Below are 18,890 nucleotides of genomic sequence, written 5' to 3' on the forward strand. Positions count from 1 at the left end.
AATTGCGTAGCCCGGATGCAATCCGGGACACATAGCCAATCGTGCCGGGTTGCGAAGCTATTGCGGCTGGCCGCGCTCAATCGCCCCGGGTTGCATCCGGGCTACATCACCAGTCGTCCCCGTCGTCTACCTGGCGCTGCTTTGGGACCCTGCCTTTCGCAGGGCTGACGCGCCTCACCTACGCATTCACGACTCTCGAAACCTCCTAAATGTCAAGGCTGATCCTGCAATCAGCTAGCGGCATCTTTCGTGTCATTGATTCCTGTCAATTCGCTGACAAACAGCTCTAAAACGGGCCTGTGATCATTTGTCGCACCCCTGCGATTCTTTGCCGGCTTCTTACTGCAAAGTGTTTCAAATCTTTGCGTAAATGTTGCGAAATATGTCGCAGGGAGGCTGTCAGTATGCTCATAAGTAGGCTGCTAATGAATTGTGCGAGACCTCGATAGCCTGCAACATCGTCGATTCCCACGGTTTTACCGCTTCGCTTGCACGGATGCTCAAGCTCTGAGTTTTCGCTGCCGGCCTTTTGCTCGATGGGCCGCACGGCAACCGAAGCCGACTGTGGGCATCACTCAGTTGAAGGTCGTGACATGAAAGAAGAGAAATACCATCGTTGTGCGCGCTGGTTGCTGATGGCGATTGCCTTCTCAGCGCTCGGTGGATGTGACTGGGCACTGTTCAACTCGAAAGGGCAGATCGGTGTCGAGCAGGGCAATCTGATCCTGATCTCCATCGGACTCATGCTGATCGTGGTCATCCCCGTGATCATCATGACGTTCTGGTTTGGCTGGCGTTATCGCGAGTCGAACGAGAAGGCCACCTACATGCCCGACTGGGCACATTCGCACAAGATCGAACTGGTCGTCTGGGGCGTCCCGCTGATCATCGTCGCGGTGCTGGCGGTCATCATCTGGGAAACCTCGCATTCGCTCGACCCCTATCGCCCGATCGAGTCGGACAAGCCGGCGCTGAACATCGAAGTCGTCTCACTCGACTGGAAATGGCTGTTCATCTACCCGGATCAGGGCGTGGCCGTGGTCAATGAGCTGGTGATTCCGGAGAAGACGCCGGTGACCTTCCACATCACCTCCGACACGGTGATGAACGCGCTGTCGATCCCGCAACTCGGCGGGATGATCTACGCCATGGGCGGCCAGCGCACCCAGCTCAACCTGATCGCCAACGAGCAGGGCGAGTTCTTCGGCCAGTCCGGCAACTTCAGCGGTGAAGGCTTCTCGGCCATGCGCTTCACCACTCACTCGGTCAGCGACGAAGGCTTCGCGCAGTGGCTCGACACGGTCAAGCAGTCGCCTGAGGTCATGGATTTCGCCACCTTCAAGCAGGTTGGCGAGCCGGGCGAGATGGTCAACCACCGCTATCCGATCTACCCGGTCCGCTACTTCGGCCAGGTCGAACCGAACCTGTTCAATACGGTGATCGGGCAGTACGTGACCCTGAAAGATTCCCACAGCACGGCCATGCACGAAGCAGCGCAGGTGCAGGAGTGACTATGTTTGGAAAACTGACTCTGGACGCGATTCCGTACCACGAGCCCATCATCATGATCACCCTCGCCATGGTGGCGCTGGGCGGTCTGGGGCTGTTCGCGGCGGTGACCTACTTCAAGAAGTGGGGCTACCTGTGGCGCGAGTGGCTCACCTCGGTGGACCACAAGAAAATCGGCGTGATGTACATCCTCGTCGCGCTGGTCATGCTGGTGCGTGGCTTCGCCGACGCCATCATGATGCGTACCCATCTGGCGATGGCGCACGGTGACGGGCAGGGCTACCTGCCGCCCGAGCACTACGACCAGATCTTCACCGCGCACGGCATCATCATGCTGATCTTCGTGGCCATGCCACTGGTCACCGGCCTGATGAACATCGTCGTGCCGCTGCAGATCGGCGCGCGTGACGTGGCCTTCCCTTACCTCAACTCGCTGAGCTTCTGGCTGTTCGTCGGCGGCGCGCTGCTGATCAACCTGTCGCTGGGCCTGGGCGAGTTCGCCAAGACCGGCTGGGTGGCTTATCCGCCGTTGTCTGGGATTCAGTACAGTCCCGGCGTGGGGATGGATTACTACATCTGGAGCATGCAGCTATCGGGCTTGGGCACGACCCTGACGGGGGTCAACTTCATCGCCACCATCCTCAAGATGCGTGCACCGGGCATGAGCCTGATGAAGATGCCGATCTTCACCTGGACCATTCTCGTTACCTGCGTGCTGATCTGCGGTGCCTTCCCTCCGCTGACCGCGACCCTGGCGATGCTATCGCTGGACCGCTACCTGGATTTCCACTTCTTCACCAATGAACTGGGCGGCAACCCGATGATGTACGCCAACCTGTTCTGGATCTGGGGTCACCCGGAGGTGTACATCCTCATCCTGCCGGCGTTCGGCGTGTTCTCCGAGGTGGTGGCGACCTTCTCGCGCAAGACCCTGTTCGGCTATGCCTCGATGGTCTGGGCGACTGCGGCCATTGGCGTGCTGTCGTTCGTGGTGTGGTTGCACCACTTCTTCACCATGGGCTCGGGGGCCAGCGTCAACGCCTTCTTCGGCATCATGACCTCGATCATCGCCATCCCCACCGGGGTGAAGATCTTCACCTGGTTGTTCACCATCTTCCGTGGCCGTCTGCAACTCAACGCCATGACCTGGATGACCCTGGGCTTCCTCGTGACCTTCTCCATCGGCGGCATGACCGGTGTGCTGATGGCGGTGCCGGCGGCGGACTTTGTGCTGCACAACAGCCTGTTTTTGATCGCCCACTTCCACAACGTGATCATCGGCGGTGCGGTGTTCGGCTACCTGGCCGGCATCATCTACTGGTTCCCGAAAGCCTTCGGCTTCAAGTTGCTCGACCGCTTCGGCCGTTACTCGTTCTGGTGCTGGTTGATCGGCTTCTACTTCGCCTTCATGCCGCTGTACGTGCTGGGTTTCATGGGCATGACCCGTCGCCTCAACCACTTCGACAACCCGGCCTGGGTGCCGTGGGTGCAGGTGGCCGTGGTCGGCGCTGTGCTGATCGGTATCGGCATCGTGTTTACCGTGGTGCAGTTCGTCACCAGCTACATCAAGCGCAAGGACAACCTCGACGTCACCGGCGACCCGTGGGATGGCCGCACCCTGGAGTGGGCGACGTCCTCGCCGCCACCGTTCTACAACTTCGCGGTCATCCCGACGGCGGACAAGATCGACGCCTTTTACGAGGCGAAGAAGAACGGTGTCGAGCTGATGCCCGCGCCGGAGCACTACGAACCGATCCACATGCCGAAGAACACCGGTAACGGCCTGATCGTGTCGGCGTTCGTCATCGCCTTCGGCTTCGCCATGATCTGGCACATCTGGTGGCTCGCCATCGTGGGTCTGGTCGGCGCCGTGGTCAGCTTCATCGTGCGTTCCTACGACGAGGACATCGACTACTACGTGCAGCCCGAAGAGATCGCGCGGATCGAGCAGGCGCACCACCAAACCAAAGCCAACGCAGTCGTACAGGCCTGATCATGACCGCTTACGAACCCCACTATCCACACGACGCTCATGGCCACGGCCATGAGCACCACCACGACAGCAGTGGCATCAAGCTGTTCGGCTTCTGGGTTTACCTGATGACCGACCTGCTGATCTTCGCCACGGTGTTCGCCACCTTCGCGGTACTGAGCAATTCCTTCGCCGGTGGCCCCACCGCCAAGGAAATGCTCAGGCCGGGCCTGCACCTGGTGCTGGTGGAAACCTTCGCCCTGCTGTTTTCCAGTATCACCTACGGCATGGCCATGCTCGCCACCTACCGTGGCGACAAGGGCGCGGTGCTGCGTTGGCTGGGCATCACCTTCCTGTTCGGTGTGGCCTTCATCAGCATCGAGCTGTACGAGTTCCGTCACTTGATCCATGAAGGTGCCGGGCCGCAGGTCAGTGCCTACTGGTCGGCGTTCTTCACCCTGGTCGGCACCCACGGCCTGCACGTCAGTGCCGGTCTGCTGTGGATGCTGGTGCTGATGCTGCAGGTCGGCAGCCGTGGCCTGACCGACACCAACAAGACCCGCGTGGGGCTGCTCAGCCTGTTCTGGCACTTCCTCGACGTGGTGTGGATCTGCGTGTTTACCGTCGTCTACCTGATGGGGGTGCTGTAAATGGCTCACCAAGACAATCACGCCGCCCACGCCGTGGGATTCAAGGATTACCTGAGCGGTTTCATCCTGTCGGTGATTCTCACCGTGATCCCCTTCATGCTGGTCATGCACCCTGACGTGCTGGGCCTGAGCCGTGGCGCGACACTGATCACCGTGGTGCTCTTCGGTCTGGTGCAGGTGCTCGTCCACCTCGTGTACTTCCTGCACATGAAGACCGACGAGGAGGGCCGCTGGAACGTCGTTTCGATGATCTTCACCGTGCTGATCATCGCGTTCGTGGTCGGCCTGTCGGTCTGGATCATGTGGAGCATGCACTATCACATGATGATCAACTGATGCTGGCGCTCCTGAAGCAGTACCTCAACCTCGCCAAGCCGGGCATCGTGTTCGGGAATCTGATTTCCGTCACGGGCGGTTTCTTCCTGGCTTCGCGTGGCGATGCCGACCTGGCGCTGTTTTTCGCGACAGCACTGGGGGTTTCGCTGGTGATCGCCTCAGGCTGCGTGTTCAACAACTACATCGATCGGGACATCGACCAGAAGATGGAGCGGACTCGTAACCGGGTTCTGGCGCAGGGGCTGGTATCGCCTGCGCACGCCATCGTCTATGCCTGCATGCTCGGTGTGGCGGGGGTGGCCTTGCTGTACGCCGCCACCAACACGCTGGCCGTGATGCTGGTGCTGATGGGCTTCGTGGTCTACGTCGGCCTCTACAGCCTGTGGCTCAAGCGCGGCTCGGTGTACGGCACTCTGGTCGGCAGCCTGTCCGGGGCGGCTCCGCCCGTGGTCGGCTACTGCGCGGTGAGCAACGAGTTCGACGCCGGCGCGGCCATCCTGTTGTTGATCTTCAGCCTGTGGCAGATGCCGCATTCCTATGCCATCGCCATCTTCCGTTTCAATGACTACCAGGCTGCGAACATCCCGGTGCTGCCGGTGATCAAGGGGATCTCGGCTGCCAAGCGGCAGATCGTGCTGTACATCGCTGCCTTCGTGGTCGCGACCTTGATGCTGACGCTCAGTGGCTACGCCGGCTACAGCTACTTCGTGGTCGCCGCGCTGAGCGGTGCCTACTGGCTGTGGATGGGCGTGTCGGGCTACAAGGCCGCCGACGATCGGGTGTGGGCGCGCAAGCTGTTCACCTTCTCCATCGTCACCATCACCATGCTCAGCGTGATGATGTCGGTGGATTTCATCTCCTCGCCCGAGCAGGTGCTGGTGACCTCCATCAATCACCTGTGCAGCCAGTTCGCCGCCAGCGCGCCGGGCTTCTGCGCGGTGGTCGCCAGTATCTGACCGGTGTTGTGGGAGGTGCGGGTGGATGTCGCTCTTTACATCCACCACATGGTGGATCGATGAAGCGTGATCCACCCTACGGCAGCGCCTTCGACTTCGGCCAGTGCGTAGTGCGTAGGGTGGATGTCGCTCTTTACATCCACCAGCCGGTGGATCGATGAAGCGTGATCCACCCTACGGGAGCACCTTCAACTTCGGCCAGGTTGCCAGCCAGTTCTTGTCATGTAGCCGCTGCTGGTAGATCCGCCGTTTCTCGTTCTGAAAGCGTCCGGCCGGGCGCACGATTAGGCCGAACAGATCCTCCAGACCGAGTGGTGCGGCAACCTCGACCCTGTCGTTTTCATCGAGCCTTACGGCCAGCGCCGTCGCGGTTTCCGGCCAATGCCGCATCGCTTCGGTCGCCGAGGCGTAAGGTGCATCGCCATTGCGCAGGTGCATGCGCGCCTGGTTCTTTACCGACCACTGCAAGTCACCGTTGCCACCGCGCAGAGTCGCTTGCAGTTCTGCATCGCGTTCCTCAGAGGTATGGGCGCAGTCGAACCAGATCACGTCGATGTCTTCCGGCAGCGGAGATGGCGTGCGTTGGTGCAAGTGATCCCACACCGCGCTGCGCACGAAACCTGCGGCGACCCAGCAGTCGGGTAGGTCGAGCTCGCGCACCTGCTGCAGGATACGCAGGCGCTGTAGGTCGGTGACAATGAGTGTCTGTAGTTGAGCGGCGAAATTCATGCGCGCAGCCTAGCAGCGGTGCTCGTTGGCTGCCTGCTCAGTTGATCTGGCGCATCTGAGCGGCTCCCAGATAACGCAGCCTGCTGATCGCACGGCACCAATACCGACTCCGATGGTCAGAAGCGCTGAGCGGCCCACGAGCGCCCGTTTGTGGGCCCGTTCATGGCAAAGTGGGCCGCATTGCTTCAAGCTTCGCGCTTGATTCAAACCTACATAGGGAACATGTAATGGAAATGAAGATTCTGGCCAGCGGCGTCGGCGCGGCCATCCCCAAGACCAGCATTGGGTTCAATCTGTTCAGTGGCGTCTACATACAACTCAGACGCTCGAGTGCCGAGAAGCCGCAGGTGTTCGGTATCGCTACCGGGCCTGAGATCGGCGGTAACAGCGGCACGCTGATCGCCGGTCATATCGAAACTGCCTGGATGAAAATCGACGTCAGCAAGCATGCCTGGTTGTGCAGTCGTTCATCGCTGGTCGGCAAGTTGGGGGAAATCGAGCTCAAGGGTACGTTGCTGTTCAGTGGCAGCGTGGACGTCGCCTTCACCATTTACGACGCCAATAACGAGGCCCATTTTTCCCTCAGCCGGGTGCAGGTCGAGTCGAACGGCGGGCAGTTGGCCGATACCAAGGTTCGCGGCGTGATCAAGGACATGATGGGGCAGACCCAGAGCGGGAGCATGCTCTGTGGCTAATCGCGATGCAGGTCGTTTCCCGCGTTTGAAGACCCTGTGCAATCTGCTTCTACTGCTGTTGCAACTGATCACCCTGGCTGCGTACTGGGGCATGGTCAGCGCCAGGCCAAGCTATATGGCGATCAGCCAGGAGCTCTACCCGGGCAGCGAGCGACTGATGAACAGTTGGCTTGCCGATACCCTGGTTTCCATGCCGGCAATGCTGGTGGTCGGGGCTGTCTTCGTGTTGAGTGTTGCCAAGGAGTTTGCCGGCCTCGGCAAGGTCCGGCGGATTCAATTCAATGCACTGACGCTGGTCGCTGTGCTGGTCATGCTGTACTTGGCTGCCTCGCCGCTCTACTCAGCGGCGGGCTGATCAGGCTGCCGCTCCCCTGCGTGGGAGCGGCTTTCGCTCGCTCTACCTCCTGCATCCAGGCAGTCGCGGCCGCTATTTTCGCCGCGCAAGCGCCTCTGCCGAAGCTCCAGCAGTTCTCACCCTTGGTGGCAAACGAAGCGTGATCCGACTCGCTGCACCCAGGCAATCCCAGTGGTGGCCAGCAGCCGCTTTGCACTAAAGTCCCTGAGCCGGTCGCCGGGACGGATTTTCCCGGCCAGATATTTCGAGGGAGGCGCTTGATGCGTTTACCGCGCATGCGCAACGTGATGGCCTGGACGCTGGTGGTGGTGTTGTTGATCGTGGTGGTCTTGCTCGGCATTCGTATCGCCGGGCTGTCGGCGTTGCCAGAGCTGCAGCCCTGGCATCGCCTGGTGCCGCAGGAGCTTGAGGTCGACGAGCTGGATGCGGCTGACTGGCAGGCCTACCTGGCTGCCGAGGCGGCCCTGTTCGAGCACCTGCAACGTGAGCTGATCGAGCCGGTCACGGCCGCCGGCAGCGCCGCATACAGCCGCTATTCCAGCGATAGCCCGGTCTACCCCGGCAATCTGCCGCGCGACTGGAACCGCTCCTTCATCCTGCAGCCGCCAGGCCCGGCGCGTGGCGTGGTGGTGTTGCTGCATGGCCTGACCGACTCGCCCTACAGCCTGCGCCATATCGCCCGGCAACTGAGTGAGCAGGGCCTGCTCGCCGTGGTGCCGCGCATGCCTGGCCACGGCACGGTGCCGGCGGCGCTCACCGCTGCGCACTGGGAGCAATGGCTGGCTGCCACGCGCTTGGCCGTTCGCGAAGCGCGGCGCCAGGTGCCGGACGGGCCGCTGTATCTGCTCGGCTATTCCAATGGCGGGGCGCTGGCGTTGCGCTACAGCCTGGCTGCGCTGGAGGACCAGAGCCTGGCCATGCCGCAGCGCCTGGTGCTGATCTCGCCGATGATTGGCGTCACCAGCTACGCCCGTTACGCCGGGCTGGCGGCCCTGCCGGCGTTGCTGCCTGCTTTCGCCAAGTCGGCCTGGATGAATGTGCTGCCGGAGTTCAACCCGTTCAAGTACAACTCCTTTCCGGTGCATGCAGCGCGGCAGACCTATGAGCTGACCAGCGAGGTGCAGGATGCCTTCGATGCTGCCGAGGTCGATGGCCGCCTGTCACGACTGCCGCCGGTGCTGGCCTTTCAGTCGTTGGCCGACAGCACGGTGAGCACGCCGGCAGTGGTGCATCAGTTGTTCGAGCGTCTGCCGGCCAACGGCAGCGAGCTGGTGATCTTCGACATCAACCGCTCGCAGGCCATCGGCTCGTTGCTGCGACCGGACATGAGTGGCCTGCTGGAGCAACTGCTGCCGCCGGCCGAGCGTGATTACGACCTGACCGTGGTCGGCGTTGCGCAAAGCGGTGGTCGTCAGGTCGAGGCGCGGCGAATTGCAGCTGGCGAGCGTGAGGCGGTGGCGACGCCATTGAATGTCGAGTACCCGAGCCAGCTGTTTTCGCTGTCGCACGTCGCATTGCCGTTCCCGCCTGACGATCCGCTGTATGGCAGCGAACCGACCGCCGAGGAGTTCTACGGCGTGGCCCTTGGCACGCTGGCACCGCGCGGTGAGCACGGCGTGTTGGTGGTGGGGCTCGATAGTTTGCAGCGTATGACGTCCAACCCCTTCTACGCCTATTTGCGCGAGCGCATCGACGAAGACTTGTAGATGGCCCGGTGCGCCGCGCGCACCCGCTTGGTCGCAATGGCGGAGGTTCTAAAGTTCAGGTTACAACCGGAAACGTCCGACCAGGCCATCGAGCTGGGTCGACAGCGCCTGCAAATCGCTGCTGGCCTGGTTGAGCTGATCGGCGATATGGGTGGTGCCGACGGTCAGCTCGTTGATGTCGACGATGTTGCGGTTGATGTCTTCCACCACGCTGGACTGTTCCTCGGTAGCGGTGGCGACCTGGATGTTCTGGTCGCTGATCTGGCCGATATGGCTGTTGATCTGCTCCAGCGCCACCGACGCCTTGCTCGCGTACTCCACCACCAGCGCGCTCTGCCGTTGCCCCTTGGCCATGGCCTCGACGGCCGAGCGTGATTCGTTCTGCAGGCGGTCGATGACTTGCTGGATTTCCTCGGTAGAGGCGCCGGAACGGCTGGCCAGGGTGCGTACCTCGTCGGCCACCACGGCAAAGCCACGACCCTGTTCGCCGGCGCGCGCCGCTTCGATGGCGGCGTTGAGGGCGAGCAGGTTGGTCTGCTCGGAAATGCTGCGAATGGTGTTGAGCGTGGTGCTGATGGCGTTGGTCTGCGCGGCCAGTGCCTCGATCACCTTTGCGGCCTGCTCCAGTTCGCCGTTGAGGGCGTCGACCTGACGATGCGCCTGACTGACCACTGCGCTGCCGTCGCTGGCATGCAGGGTGGCTTCGCGGGCAACTTCTGCGGCGTTCTCGGCGTTGCGCGCGATCTCGTTGACGGTCGAGCCCAGCTCGTTGATGGCGGTGGCCACCTGTACCGTGCGGTCGCTTTGTGCGGTGCAGTTGCTTTGCGTAAGGCGTGCGCGTTCGGCCACATCGCGCGCCATGCCCGAGAGCTGGCGCGAGTTGTCGGCGAGCTGGCGCATGGCGCCGTGCACCTTGTCGATGAACTGGTTGAAGCTGCGGGCGATCTCGCTCAGTTCGTCCTGGCCGCGCAGTTCGATGCGGGTGTCCAGGGCCAGGTTGTCGGCGGCCTGGCCCAGGCTGCTCTGCAACACCGCCACACGGCGACGTAGCTGTACCACGATCAGCCAGGACATGATGATCGACACCAGCAGGCCGGTGGCGATGATGGCGATCTGGCGGGTCAGGCCATCGTCATAGCTTTGCGCGCTGTGCAGGTTTTGCTGCTCGGCCTGCTCGAGCAGCGCGTCGAGCAGGTCGTTGGCGCCCTGGCGCATCACCCCGTAGGTCTTGGCGTACTGATCGCGATAGATCTGCTGCGCCTTGGCCATGTCGCCGGCATCGAAGGCGGCGAGCATCGGGTTCAGTTCGTTGCTGACCATGGCTTCGAACTGATCGAGCAATTGCTGCGCCTGGGCCTTGCGCTCCGGGTTGACCTGGGCGGCCACGGCCTGACGCATCGCCTCGCGCATGCCGGGCACGTCCTCGTTGCGGGCGTCCTGTACGCGGGATTTCACACCGCGCTCGTCGCGCAGCGGGGTTTCCTGCAGCAGCATCATGTCGAGCCCTACACGCATGCGCGGGATGCGCGAGGCGACCTCGGCCATGGCGCGCATCGGCGCGGCCGTATTGAGATAGAGAACCTCCGTGTCCCGATGCATGCTCGACATGCTGCTCAGGCTGGTCAGCGCCACCAGCAGCAGGGCGATGCAGGGAATCGCCACCGCGATGATCAGGCGGGTTTTCAAAGAGAGGGCGTCGAGACGCATGGGGAGACTCCATTTCGAGATAGGGCGCAGGGCGACGCTCAGCCTATCGGGCCGATGTTGCCGCTCTTGTATCGGCAGCGATGGCCAGGTGCATGAGGGCAAAGACGAGCGCTTTGACGAAAAGGAGTAGGCCGGCACAGCTGCCGGCTCAGAAAGGGTGATGGCCGCCGGCGAGGTCGGCCATCAGGGTTCAGGCTTGCAGCAACGCATCCAGTTCGCCGCCACGTTCCAGTGCGGCGAGGTCATCGAAGCCGCCGACATGATGCTCGCCAATGAATATCTGCGGCACGCTGCGGCGGTTGCTGCGTTGCAGCATTTCCGCCAGCCGCTGCGGCGAACTGCCTACGTCGATTTCCTCGAAGGTCGCGCCCTTGCGTGTCAGCAGTGTCTTGGCGTTGACGCAGTAGGGGCAGTGCCCGGTGGTGTAGAGGGTAACGGCTTGCATGATGCACCTCCTGCGTCTTCAGACGGCTACCGGCGGAAAGTCGACAACGGTTTCGGCCAGGTTGTTGAGGTAGTTGGTCAGCGTCATCAAGGCGACGTTGGCCACCACTTCGACGATAGCGGCCTCGCTCAGCCCGTCATCGCGCGCGGCCTGCAGTTGCGCATCGCTGAGGCGGCCGCGGCTGTCGATGATCTGCCGGGTCAGGCGCGCCACGGCATCGAACTCGCCATCGCGGGCGCTGCGAATGTCCGCTGCGCTCAGGCCGGCCTTGCCGGCGAACAGAGTGTGTGCGGCCAGGCAGTATTCGCAGCCGTTGACCTGCGAGCTGGCCAGCGCCACCACTTCGCGCGCCTTGGCGTTCAGCGTGCCCTTGCCGAGCGCCTGGGACAGCGCCAGGTAGCCGCTCAGCGCGGCCGGTGCGTGGGCCAGGGTGGCGAAAGTATTGGGGATGAAGCCGAGGCCCTTGCGGATGCCTTCCAGTTGCGCCTGGGCGCTGGCAGCGGTGTGTTCGAAGGGCAGTGCGGTGATACGCGTCATGGTGATTCTCCAGTCTTGGGTGGGGAGCTTGTCGTTCAAGCCTGGAGCCATGCTAGGCAATCGATCTGGCTTTTCGGATTCAGATCGTCGATGTTATGCGACAGATCGTCCAGGAGTGCGAGATGACCATGGATCGCCTGTCCAGCCTGCTGCATCACTTCAACCTGCACGCCAGCACCTTTCACCGGGGTGGCTTCTGCGGCACCAGCAACCACGGCGAGCAGGAGCCGCATGGCTACATTCACCTGCTGCGCGCCGGGCGCATGAGCTTTCGCGAAGGGGATGGCCGTGAGCTGCGCCTGGAAGAGCCGAGCCTGATGCTGGTGGCAAGGCCGCGCCTGCACCAGATGACGGCCAGCGAGGCCGACGGTGCCGAACTGGTCTGCGCGACCCTGGCCTTCGACGGCGGCATCGACAATCCGCTGTCGCGGTCGCTACCGGGCGCCATCGTCAAACCGCTGCGCGAGCTACCGAGCCTGAGCGGTTGCCTGGACTGGCTGTTCGCCGAGGCGGCTGGGGAGGATTGCGGGCGCGAGCTGGTACTCAATCGTCTGTTCGAGTTGATGGTGATCCAGCTGCTGCGCCATTTGATGAACAGCCGCGAGCTGGCCTCCGGGATGATGGCGGGCCTGGCCGAGCCACGCTTGGCGCGAGCGCTCAATCAACTGCACGAGAGGCCGCAGCATGGCTGGTCGGTGGCCGAGCTGGCGGCGCTGGCCGGCATGTCGCGCGCCAGTTTTGCTGCGCATTTCCACGACGTGGTCGGTGCTACGCCGGCCGATTATCTGGTCGGCTGGCGCGTCAGCCTGGCGCAGAAGCGTCTACGCGAGGGCCGGCCCATGGCGCTGATCGCCGACGAGGTCGGTTATGAAAGCCCCTCGGCCCTGGCCCGCGCATTTCGCCGCAAGGTGGGGGCGAGTCCCAGCGAGTGGCTGCGTCAGGTCGCTCAATAGGCGAAATGGGCGATGGCATGCCTGACCTTGTCCAGCGCGTCTTCCAGTTGCGCCAGGGTAACCGAGCCAAGGGCCAGGCGCAGCGCATGGGGCACCTGCTCCGAGGTGCTGAACGGCTCAGCGGTGGAGACCGCCACCTGCTCGTGCAGCAGGCGCGCCACGACCTGGTCGGCGCGCACCTCGGCCGGTAACGGCAGCCAGAGGAAATAGCCGGCCTTATGGCCGATCAGTTGCAGGCCGGCCAGCACGCGCCGAGCCAGAGCTTGCCGACAGCGGGCGTCCTCGCGCTTCTGCGCTTGCAGGCGGGCCAGTGTGCCGTCTTCGATCCAGGCGCAGACCAGCGCCGTCATGATGCCCGGAGTGTTCCAGGTGCTGGCGCGGATGCTGCGCTCCAGTGCGGCGACCCAGGCGGCAGGCGCAGTCAGGTAGCCAACCCGCAAGCCGGTGGCGATGTTCTTGGAGAAGCCGGACACATGCACCGTGCGTTCGGGCGCCAGGGCGGCCAGTGGCGCTGGTGCCGAGCTGGCCAGGAAGGCATAGGCGGCATCCTCGATGATCAGCAGGTCGTGCTGGCGGGCGATGTCGATCAGGCGCTCGCGCTGTAGCTGGTCGAGTACCCAGCCCAGTGGGTTGTGCAGGGTCGGCATGCTGTAGATCGCCCGTACCCGGCGCGTTCTGCACAGCGCCGCCAGGGCATCGAAATCGGGGCCGCTGGCCTCGCAGGGCAGCGCCAGCAATTCCACGCCGCGCGCGGCGGCGGCCGCCTTGAAACCGGGGTAGGTGAGGGCGTCGACCGCGACCACGTCACCGGGCTTGAGCAGAGTCTGCAGGGTCAGCGCCAGGCCGTGTTGGGCGCCGTTGACGATCAGCACCTGTTGCGCCGTGACCGGGAGTCCCTGATCCGTCAGGTGCCTGGCCAGCAATGCCCGCTCATGGGGGCGCCCGGCATGGGGCTGGTAGCGCAGCAGCGCCTCCAGGTCACCGGACAATGCCAGCTGGCGCAGGGCCTGGCGCAGCAGGTCGGCCTGCCCCGGCAGCGTTGGGTAGTTGAAGTTGAGGTCGAGCATGCCGCCTTCGGTCGCCGGCTGGTCGATACCGTGACCGGGCGCCAGGCTGGTCTCGCGTACGAAGGTGCCGCGCCCGGTTTCGCCACTCACCAGGCCCATGGCGTGTAGCTCGGTGTAGACCCGTGATGCGGTGACCAGGGCGATGCCGTGCTGCGCGGCCAGTTCGCGGTGCGTGGGCAGGCGTGTGCCAGGCGCGAGCGCGCCACGGCGGATGTCGGCGGCCAACTGATCGACCAGTTGCTTGTAGCGCGCGCGGGGCATGGGTTGTATCCATGACAATTATTTGATTGTCATGATCATTGCCTCGAAGCTGCGTGGCAACCCGTTTCATGACAGGAGCCGCCATGCACATCGCCATTCTGACCTTCGAAGGGTTCAACGAACTCGACTCGCTGATCGCTTACGCCATTCTCAACCGCATACACCGGCCCGACTGGCGCGTCAGCATCGCCAGCCCAACTGCGCGTGTGACATCCATGAACGGGCTGGTGATCGATAGCCAGATCGACCTGCAGCAGGCCTGCGCGGCCGATGCGGTGATCGTCGGCAGTGGCATGCGCTCCCGTGAGGTGGTGGCGGATGAAGCGCTGATGGCGCAACTGCGCCTCGACCCGGCGCGCCAACTGCTGGCGGCGCAGTGCTCCGGCACGTTGATACTGGCCAAGCTCGGCTTGCTCGACGGCGTCGCCGCCTGTACCGACCTGACCAGCAAGCCCTGGGTGCAGGAGGCAGGCGTGCGGGTGCTCGATCAGCCGCTGTTCGCCCATGGCAATGTCGCAACGGCGGGCGGCTGCCTGGCGTCGACCTATCTCGCCGCCTGGGTCATCGCCCGTCTGCTCGGCCTCGACGAGGCGCGCCAGGCGCTGCACTACGTGGCGCCGGTGGGTGAGAAGGCGCAGTACCTGGCGGGGGCGATGGCGGCGATCGGTCCTTATCTTCAGGGCCGTACAGAGGCGTGACGGGTTCGTGCAGCGTGGCAAGCTGTCGTACCATCGCCGACTGATCCCGCCACGAGCCTTCGCGCATGTTCGAAATCCAGCCCATCGACCCCGCCTACTACCGCCAGCAGACCCGCCGCAGCACCGTGGTGATCGCGCTCATCTTCTTGGCGCTGGCCATGCTTTGCGCCACGCTGAGCACGCAGGCGTTCGGCACGCCCGGTGGCGACAACTTCAAGTGGAACATGCTCGGTGTGCTGGCGGGGCTCGGCCTGACCATTGCCCTGGTGCGCCAGCGACTCTGGTCGCGGCCGTTCATGGCGCCGGCCGTTTACGGCTGGCGACTCAAGCGCAGCCTGATGCGTATCACCAACGTCATGCATCACGTCAAGGCGGGCGTGGCGCAGGGTGATGACAGCGCGATGAAGCTGCTGCGCTTCTACCACCTGGGGGTGAGCCAGATGCATCAACTCGATGGCAATTCCAGCGAACTGAGCCAGATGGTGGGCGAGATTGACAGCCATCGCGAGGCGATGGAGCAGCAGGGGCTGGACATCGAGCAGACGCGGCTCGACCTGGCGTGGCTGGAGCAGGTCAAAACGTTTAGCTGAACACGTCCTGTCGATCCAAGGTTAGGGTCACAATGACTTTAAAGTTGTCATTATGACCCGATTTCCTTGTTGTCATTAGCACCTGTTTTTTCTTATCTATTTGTTTTTGATAAAGAAAATATATGGCACAGAATCTGACTCTCTCCGGGTGCAATGCCCATTACAGGAGAAATCAGATGAAATCCATTGCCTTGCTTGCCCTTTCCCTCGGCCTTGTGGCCGCCAATGTTCTGCAGGCTGCCGAAGTAGTGGCCGAACGTGAAGAAAACTCGGTGGGTGCCGGTTTCGGAGGTTTGTCCGGCCTGATGCTGGGCGCCGCCGCGGGTGGCCCTGTCGGTGCGCTGGTCGGTGGTGCCGCCGGGCTCTGGACCGGTGCGCAGGCCCAGGCTGCCACTGGCAATAGTGGAACCGCCTATGTGGTGCGCCACGAAGGCGGTCGTGAGCAGTGGGTGCGCTCGCCCAGGGAGCGCTTCGCGCTGGGTCAGCAGGTGGAGATGAATGGCATCCGCCTGCAGGCGCAGTAAGTCGATTTCAGCGCGGCTCGCGCGAGTCGCTGCACTCACTCTCTTTTCGCTTCGAGGAACGTCATGAGTATGAATTTTCAGGGTCGTCTGGCCGTCGTCACCGGGGCCAGCTCGGGTATCGGCCTGGCGGTGTGTGATCTGTTGCTGCAGCGCGGCGCGCGCGTGCTGGCTTTCTCAAGGCGTCTGGGCGCGCTGGAAGCGCTGCAGGCGTTACATCCCGAACAGCTGCATTGGTGTGCGGGCGACGTCACCGATATCGATGCGCTGCATGGGCTGGCCGAGCGGGCGGGGCGGCTTGGTGCCGTCGACTACCTGGTACCCAACGCCGGGATCGCACGCCTGGCATCGGGCTGCGACATGCAGGCGTTCGAGCAGCAGTGGCGGGTCAACGGCGCCGGTGCAATCAATACCTTTCAGGTGCTCAAGCCTCATCTGGCGCGGCCTGCATCGGTGGTATTCATCAGCACCTTCCTGCGTCAACTCGGCTTCGTCGGGCTTGGCGGTTACATCGCCAGCAAGGCCGCACTCTCGGCGCTGGTGCGCAGCCTGGCGCTCGAGCATGCCGCTGAAGGCTTGCGGCTCAATCTGGTTTCGCCAGGGCCGACGGCGACACCGATCTGGAGCAGCCTGGGCCTGGCCGAAGATGCCTTGGCGGGCGTCGCCAGTGAAGTCGGCAGGCGCCTAGTCGACGGCGAGTTCCTCGATCCGCAGGCGATTGCCGAGGTGGTGCTGTTTCAGCTGAGCAATGGTGCGCGTGGCGTTCATGGTCAGGATTGGGTGGTGGACAAGGGCTACACCCTGCAATGAACCACGCCGGGGCGGCAGGGCTGCCGCCCCGACTCTGCGACATATCCACTGACATTTGGCGTGACGCATGTTCGCCGCTTAAAGGTTGTTGAAAGGTTCGCCTCTTAGCCTCCGCACGCGCCTTTCGCGTGCCTTACAAGAAAAAGAGGAGAAAGCGGTTTGTTGACCTTGATTGGCCTGTTGACCATCTGCAGCCTGGTTGTGCTGTTGCTTATCGGGCGCATGTCGCCTGTTCTGCCATTGATTGTGGTGCCGTTGCTGGGTGCTCTGGCCGCAGGCTTTGGCCCGGAGGCGATTTCCGGTTTCTTCACCGATGGCATCGGCCGCGTGACGGCTATTGCCACCATGTTCGTGTTTGCCATCACCTTTTTCGGCGTGCTGCAGGACACCGGGCTGTTCAGGCCCCTGATCAATGGCATGGTGCGCCTGACCCGCGGCAACGTGATCGCGGTGACCGTCGCCACGGCGGTGATCGGCATGCTGGCGCACCTCGACGGCGCTGGTGCCACCACCTTCCTGCTCACCGTTCCTGCCTTGCTGCCGCTGTACAAGCAGTTGCGCATGAGCCCGTACCTAATGCTGCTGCTGTTGGCGATTGGTGCCGGCATCTTCAACATGCTGCCCTGGGCCGGGCCGCTGGGGCGTGCCTCGGCAGTGACCGGTATCGAGGTCACCGAGCTGTGGCGTCCGTTGATCGCGGTGCAGGGTATTGGCGTAGTGCTATTGGTTGCCCTGGCGGCGCTGCTGGGCTGGCGTGAACAGCGGCGTATCGCGGCCGGCACGACCGGGGACGAAGGTGTACTGGTGGAAACCAGCACTGACCTGCATGAGCCGAGCGCCGAGGAGCGCGAGCTGGAACGCCCGCGCCTGCTCTGGGCCAACTCCGCGTTGTTCCTGGCGGTGCTGGTCTCGCTGTTCTCTGGCGTGCTGCCGGCCGGCTATATCTTCATGATCGGCCTGTGCCTGGCGCTGCTGATCAACTACCCCGGCGGCAAGGCGCAGATGCAGCGTATCTCCGCGCACGCTCCGGCTGCGCTGAGCATGGGTATGATCATCCTGGCCGCTGGCTCGATGCTGGGTATCTTCACCGGCACCGGCATGCTCACGTCCATCGCCCAGGACCTGGCGCAGGTACTGCCGGCGCCGCTGGTGGGGCAGATGCACATCGTGCTGGGTCTGTTCGGCCTGCCGATGGAGCTGATGCTGAGCACCGACGCCTACTACTTTGGGCTGCTGCCGGTAACGCTGGAAGTGGTCGGCGCCCAGGGTGTCGAGCCAGCCAGCGTGGTTTATGCGCTGACCATCGGCAACATCATCGGCACCTTCATCAGCCCGTTCTCGCCGGCGCTGTGGCTGGCACTGGGTCTGGCCGGGCTGGATCTGGGCCGGCACATCCGCTACTCGTTGTGGTGGATGTGGGGCTTCTCGCTGGTGCTGTTCGGTGCGGCCTGGACACTCGGGTTGTTCTAGATCAGGGACGTTCAGCAGTGCATCTAACGCCCGGGCTTGCCCGGGCGTTTTGCTGTCAGGACAACGGCCTGTCAGCTGATTTCTACCTGGTAACGAAAGTTCTCCGCCGCCGCACGTGACAGGCGATATTCCAGCGGCGTGCGGTCGTAGCCCAATGCGGTGCGTTCGATGACCACGCTCGGGCTGGCCTCGGCTACATCCAGGGCGGCCGCGAGCTCGGCATCGGCTGCAGAGACGGTGAGGGTCTCCTGGGCCGAGGCAATGCGCTGGCCGCAGTGCTGCTCGTAGAAGGGGTAGAGCAACTGCGGGAAGTCACCGGCGGCGATGTTCAGCAAAGCGCCGAAGCGCGAAGCCGGTAGCCAGATACGTTCATGGAACAGCGGGCGACCGTCGATCAGGCGCAGGCGTTGGAGGAATATGCAGGGGGCGCCTTCGCTCAGCTTCAGCGCCTGGCTGGCGGCCGCGTCGGCCGGCACCTGGCGGCAGTCGAGGATACGGCTTTGCGGCACCTGAGACTGGCCGCTGGCGTTGACCTGACGGAAGAAGCGGAACAGTGAACCGTCGAAGTTCGGCCGCCGCACGAAGGTGCCGCGACCCTGGGCACGCAGCAGCAGGCCTTCGGCAACCAGGGTTTCCACCGCCTTGCGCACTGTTCCTACGGCCACACCGTAGTGGCGGGTCAACTCCGCTTCGGTAGGAATGGCCTCGCCGGGTAGCCATTCGCCAGCGGCGATCTTGCCCAGCATCTCGTCGCGTAACCGCTGATAAAGCGGCAGGCGTTCGTCCTGTCCCAGAGCCGTGGTGCTCATAAACCTCAAATCCGAAAGTCGACCGGCCGTCACTTTACCACTGGCCTGCAGATTGACAGCACTTGATCTCTGTAGATACAGTCATCTAATCATATATATGAATATATGTTTTAC

Annotated in this window: 20 protein-coding genes and 1 pseudogene; 14 read left to right on the plus strand and 7 right to left on the minus strand. The window is 63.2% G+C overall.

Translation table 11 applies throughout. The annotated features are described in order from the left end of the window. The first annotated feature begins 593 nt into the window (after positions 1 to 593). From cyoA to cyoE, 5 genes are read left to right on the plus strand one after another with little or no spacing between them, the layout of a single operon-like run. The gene (gene cyoA, locus H3221_RS15065; protein ID WP_196474405.1) at positions 594 to 1,511 is read left to right on the plus strand and encodes a ubiquinol oxidase subunit II; all 918 of its coding nucleotides are present in this window, start codon (positions 594 to 596) and stop codon (positions 1,509 to 1,511) included. A gap of 2 nt (positions 1,512 to 1,513) precedes the next feature. Further along, positions 1,514 to 3,502, plus strand: a complete 1,989-nt coding sequence (cyoB, locus tag H3221_RS15070) for a cytochrome o ubiquinol oxidase subunit I (RefSeq protein WP_196474406.1) — start codon at positions 1,514 to 1,516, stop codon at positions 3,500 to 3,502. Then, the gene (gene cyoC / locus H3221_RS15075) at positions 3,502 to 4,131 is read left to right on the plus strand and encodes a cytochrome o ubiquinol oxidase subunit III (RefSeq protein WP_397428074.1); all 630 of its coding nucleotides are present in this window, start codon (positions 3,502 to 3,504) and stop codon (positions 4,129 to 4,131) included. The genes cyoB and cyoC overlap by 1 nt, the downstream gene beginning before the upstream one ends. Beyond that, entirely contained in the window at positions 4,132 to 4,467 is a 336-nt protein-coding gene (cyoD, locus tag H3221_RS15080) for a cytochrome o ubiquinol oxidase subunit IV (RefSeq protein ID WP_196474408.1), read from the plus strand. It begins immediately after the preceding gene. Continuing rightward, positions 4,467 to 5,423 carry a heme o synthase gene (gene cyoE / locus H3221_RS15085; RefSeq protein WP_196474409.1) on the plus strand — a complete coding sequence of 319 codons (957 nt, stop codon included), beginning with the start codon at positions 4,467 to 4,469 and terminating at the stop codon, positions 5,421 to 5,423. Before cyoD ends, cyoE begins: the two co-directional genes overlap by 1 nt. Before the next feature lie 174 nt (positions 5,424 to 5,597). On the opposite strand, the gene H3221_RS15090 is transcribed toward cyoE, so the two are convergent. After that, positions 5,598 to 6,152: a nucleotidyltransferase family protein gene (locus H3221_RS15090; RefSeq protein ID WP_196474410.1), complete on the minus strand. Its 555-nt coding sequence runs from the start codon at positions 6,150 to 6,152 to the stop codon at positions 5,598 to 5,600. Positions 6,153 to 6,379: 227 nt separating this feature from the next. Here H3221_RS15090 and H3221_RS15095 point away from each other — a divergent pair, with 227 nt between their 5' ends. The 3 genes from H3221_RS15095 to H3221_RS15105 all read left to right on the plus strand — a co-directional run bounded on the left by H3221_RS15095 (position 6,380) and on the right by H3221_RS15105 (position 8,908). Beyond that, positions 6,380 to 6,847 carry a hypothetical protein gene (locus tag H3221_RS15095; protein WP_196474411.1) on the plus strand — a complete coding sequence of 156 codons (468 nt, stop codon included), beginning with the start codon at positions 6,380 to 6,382 and terminating at the stop codon, positions 6,845 to 6,847. Beyond that, a complete protein-coding gene (locus H3221_RS15100) occupies positions 6,840 to 7,202 on the plus strand; it encodes a hypothetical protein (RefSeq protein WP_196474412.1) in 363 nt (120 codons plus the stop codon). The genes H3221_RS15095 and H3221_RS15100 overlap by 8 nt, the downstream gene beginning before the upstream one ends. Positions 7,203 to 7,462: 260 nt before the next feature. After that, positions 7,463 to 8,908, plus strand: coding sequence for an alpha/beta hydrolase (locus tag H3221_RS15105; protein WP_196474413.1), 1,446 nt, complete (start codon positions 7,463 to 7,465; stop codon positions 8,906 to 8,908). 60 nt (positions 8,909 to 8,968) lie between these two features. Here H3221_RS15105 and H3221_RS25855 read toward each other — a convergent pair whose 3' ends face one another. The 4 genes and pseudogenes from H3221_RS25855 to H3221_RS15120 all read right to left on the minus strand — a co-directional run bounded on the left by H3221_RS25855 (position 8,969) and on the right by H3221_RS15120 (position 11,597). Further along, entirely contained in the window at positions 8,969 to 9,808 is an 840-nt protein-coding gene (locus H3221_RS25855) for a methyl-accepting chemotaxis protein (RefSeq protein WP_397428075.1), read from the minus strand. 18 nt (positions 9,809 to 9,826) lie between these two features. After that, positions 9,827 to 10,615: pseudogene (locus H3221_RS25860) on the minus strand (MCP four helix bundle domain-containing protein); the annotation flags it as partial. A 190-nt stretch (positions 10,616 to 10,805) separates the two neighbouring features. Then, a complete protein-coding gene (gene grxC / locus H3221_RS15115) occupies positions 10,806 to 11,060 on the minus strand; it encodes a glutaredoxin 3 (protein WP_196474415.1) in 255 nt (84 codons plus the stop codon). Between the two features lie 18 nt (positions 11,061 to 11,078). Then, positions 11,079 to 11,597: a carboxymuconolactone decarboxylase family protein gene (locus tag H3221_RS15120; protein WP_196474416.1), complete on the minus strand. Its 519-nt coding sequence runs from the start codon at positions 11,595 to 11,597 to the stop codon at positions 11,079 to 11,081. 122 nt (positions 11,598 to 11,719) lie between these two features. On the opposite strand from H3221_RS15120, the gene H3221_RS15125 reads away from it, so the two are divergent. After that, positions 11,720 to 12,550: an AraC family transcriptional regulator gene (locus H3221_RS15125; protein ID WP_196474417.1), complete on the plus strand. Its 831-nt coding sequence runs from the start codon at positions 11,720 to 11,722 to the stop codon at positions 12,548 to 12,550. Here the strand turns inward: H3221_RS15125 and H3221_RS15130 are convergent. After that, positions 12,544 to 13,878, minus strand: a complete 1,335-nt coding sequence (locus tag H3221_RS15130) for an aminotransferase-like domain-containing protein (RefSeq protein WP_196474418.1) — start codon at positions 13,876 to 13,878, stop codon at positions 12,544 to 12,546. The genes H3221_RS15125 and H3221_RS15130 overlap by 7 nt on opposite strands. 83 nt (positions 13,879 to 13,961) lie before the next feature. Here H3221_RS15130 and H3221_RS15135 point away from each other — a divergent pair, with 83 nt between their 5' ends. From H3221_RS15135 to H3221_RS15155, 5 genes are all read left to right on the plus strand, one after another. Next, positions 13,962 to 14,576 (plus strand): DJ-1/PfpI family protein, encoded by a 615-nt coding sequence (locus H3221_RS15135; RefSeq protein ID WP_196474419.1) that lies wholly within the window; start codon positions 13,962 to 13,964, stop codon positions 14,574 to 14,576. A gap of 65 nt (positions 14,577 to 14,641) precedes the next feature. After that, positions 14,642 to 15,166, plus strand: coding sequence for a DUF3087 domain-containing protein (locus tag H3221_RS15140; RefSeq protein WP_196474420.1), 525 nt, complete (start codon positions 14,642 to 14,644; stop codon positions 15,164 to 15,166). Positions 15,167 to 15,342: 176 nt separating this feature from the next. Continuing rightward, complete coding sequence (locus H3221_RS15145) at positions 15,343 to 15,690, plus strand: hypothetical protein (protein WP_196474421.1); 348 nt, start codon at positions 15,343 to 15,345, stop codon at positions 15,688 to 15,690. Between the two features lie 63 nt (positions 15,691 to 15,753). Further along, positions 15,754 to 16,497 carry an SDR family NAD(P)-dependent oxidoreductase gene (locus H3221_RS15150; RefSeq protein ID WP_196474422.1) on the plus strand — a complete coding sequence of 248 codons (744 nt, stop codon included), beginning with the start codon at positions 15,754 to 15,756 and terminating at the stop codon, positions 16,495 to 16,497. A gap of 159 nt (positions 16,498 to 16,656) precedes the next feature. Then, a complete protein-coding gene (locus tag H3221_RS15155; protein WP_196474423.1) occupies positions 16,657 to 17,967 on the plus strand; it encodes a CitMHS family transporter in 1,311 nt (436 codons plus the stop codon). Between the two features lie 71 nt (positions 17,968 to 18,038). On the opposite strand, the gene H3221_RS15160 is transcribed toward H3221_RS15155, so the two are convergent. Next, complete coding sequence (locus H3221_RS15160) at positions 18,039 to 18,776, minus strand: GntR family transcriptional regulator (protein WP_196474424.1); 738 nt, start codon at positions 18,774 to 18,776, stop codon at positions 18,039 to 18,041. Positions 18,777 to 18,890: the final 114 nt, after the last annotated feature.

Origin of the sequence: Pseudomonas chaetocerotis (assembly GCF_015712105.2) — a bacterium.
Classification (GTDB): Bacteria; Pseudomonadota; Gammaproteobacteria; order Pseudomonadales; family Pseudomonadaceae; genus Aquipseudomonas; species Aquipseudomonas chaetocerotis.

Excerpts from the sequence above, each read along its gene's own strand:
- cyoA (WP_196474405.1), top strand. The coding sequence starts at position 594 with ATGAAAGAAGAGAAATACCATCGTTGTGCGCGCTGGTTGCTGATGGCG.
- cyoB (WP_196474406.1), top strand. The coding sequence starts at position 1,514 with ATGTTTGGAAAACTGACTCTGGACGCGATTCCGTACCACGAGCCCATC.
- cyoD (WP_196474408.1), top strand. The coding sequence starts at position 4,132 with ATGGCTCACCAAGACAATCACGCCGCCCACGCCGTGGGATTCAAGGAT.
- cyoE (WP_196474409.1), top strand. The coding sequence starts at position 4,467 with ATGCTGGCGCTCCTGAAGCAGTACCTCAACCTCGCCAAGCCGGGCATC.
- H3221_RS15090 (WP_196474410.1), bottom strand. The coding sequence starts at position 6,152 with ATGAATTTCGCCGCTCAACTACAGACACTCATTGTCACCGACCTACAG.
- H3221_RS15095 (WP_196474411.1), top strand. The coding sequence starts at position 6,380 with ATGGAAATGAAGATTCTGGCCAGCGGCGTCGGCGCGGCCATCCCCAAG.
- H3221_RS15105 (WP_196474413.1), top strand. The coding sequence starts at position 7,463 with ATGCGTTTACCGCGCATGCGCAACGTGATGGCCTGGACGCTGGTGGTG.
- H3221_RS25855 (WP_397428075.1), bottom strand. The coding sequence starts at position 9,808 with ATGCGCCAGCTCGCCGACAACTCGCGCCAGCTCTCGGGCATGGCGCGC.
- grxC (WP_196474415.1), bottom strand. The coding sequence starts at position 11,060 with ATGCAAGCCGTTACCCTCTACACCACCGGGCACTGCCCCTACTGCGTC.
- H3221_RS15120 (WP_196474416.1), bottom strand. The coding sequence starts at position 11,597 with ATGACGCGTATCACCGCACTGCCCTTCGAACACACCGCTGCCAGCGCC.
- H3221_RS15125 (WP_196474417.1), top strand. The coding sequence starts at position 11,720 with ATGACCATGGATCGCCTGTCCAGCCTGCTGCATCACTTCAACCTGCAC.
- H3221_RS15130 (WP_196474418.1), bottom strand. The coding sequence starts at position 13,878 with ATGCCCCGCGCGCGCTACAAGCAACTGGTCGATCAGTTGGCCGCCGAC.
- H3221_RS15135 (WP_196474419.1), top strand. The coding sequence starts at position 13,962 with ATGCACATCGCCATTCTGACCTTCGAAGGGTTCAACGAACTCGACTCG.
- H3221_RS15140 (WP_196474420.1), top strand. The coding sequence starts at position 14,642 with ATGTTCGAAATCCAGCCCATCGACCCCGCCTACTACCGCCAGCAGACC.
- H3221_RS15145 (WP_196474421.1), top strand. The coding sequence starts at position 15,343 with ATGAAATCCATTGCCTTGCTTGCCCTTTCCCTCGGCCTTGTGGCCGCC.
- H3221_RS15150 (WP_196474422.1), top strand. The coding sequence starts at position 15,754 with ATGAGTATGAATTTTCAGGGTCGTCTGGCCGTCGTCACCGGGGCCAGC.
- H3221_RS15160 (WP_196474424.1), bottom strand. The coding sequence starts at position 18,776 with ATGAGCACCACGGCTCTGGGACAGGACGAACGCCTGCCGCTTTATCAG.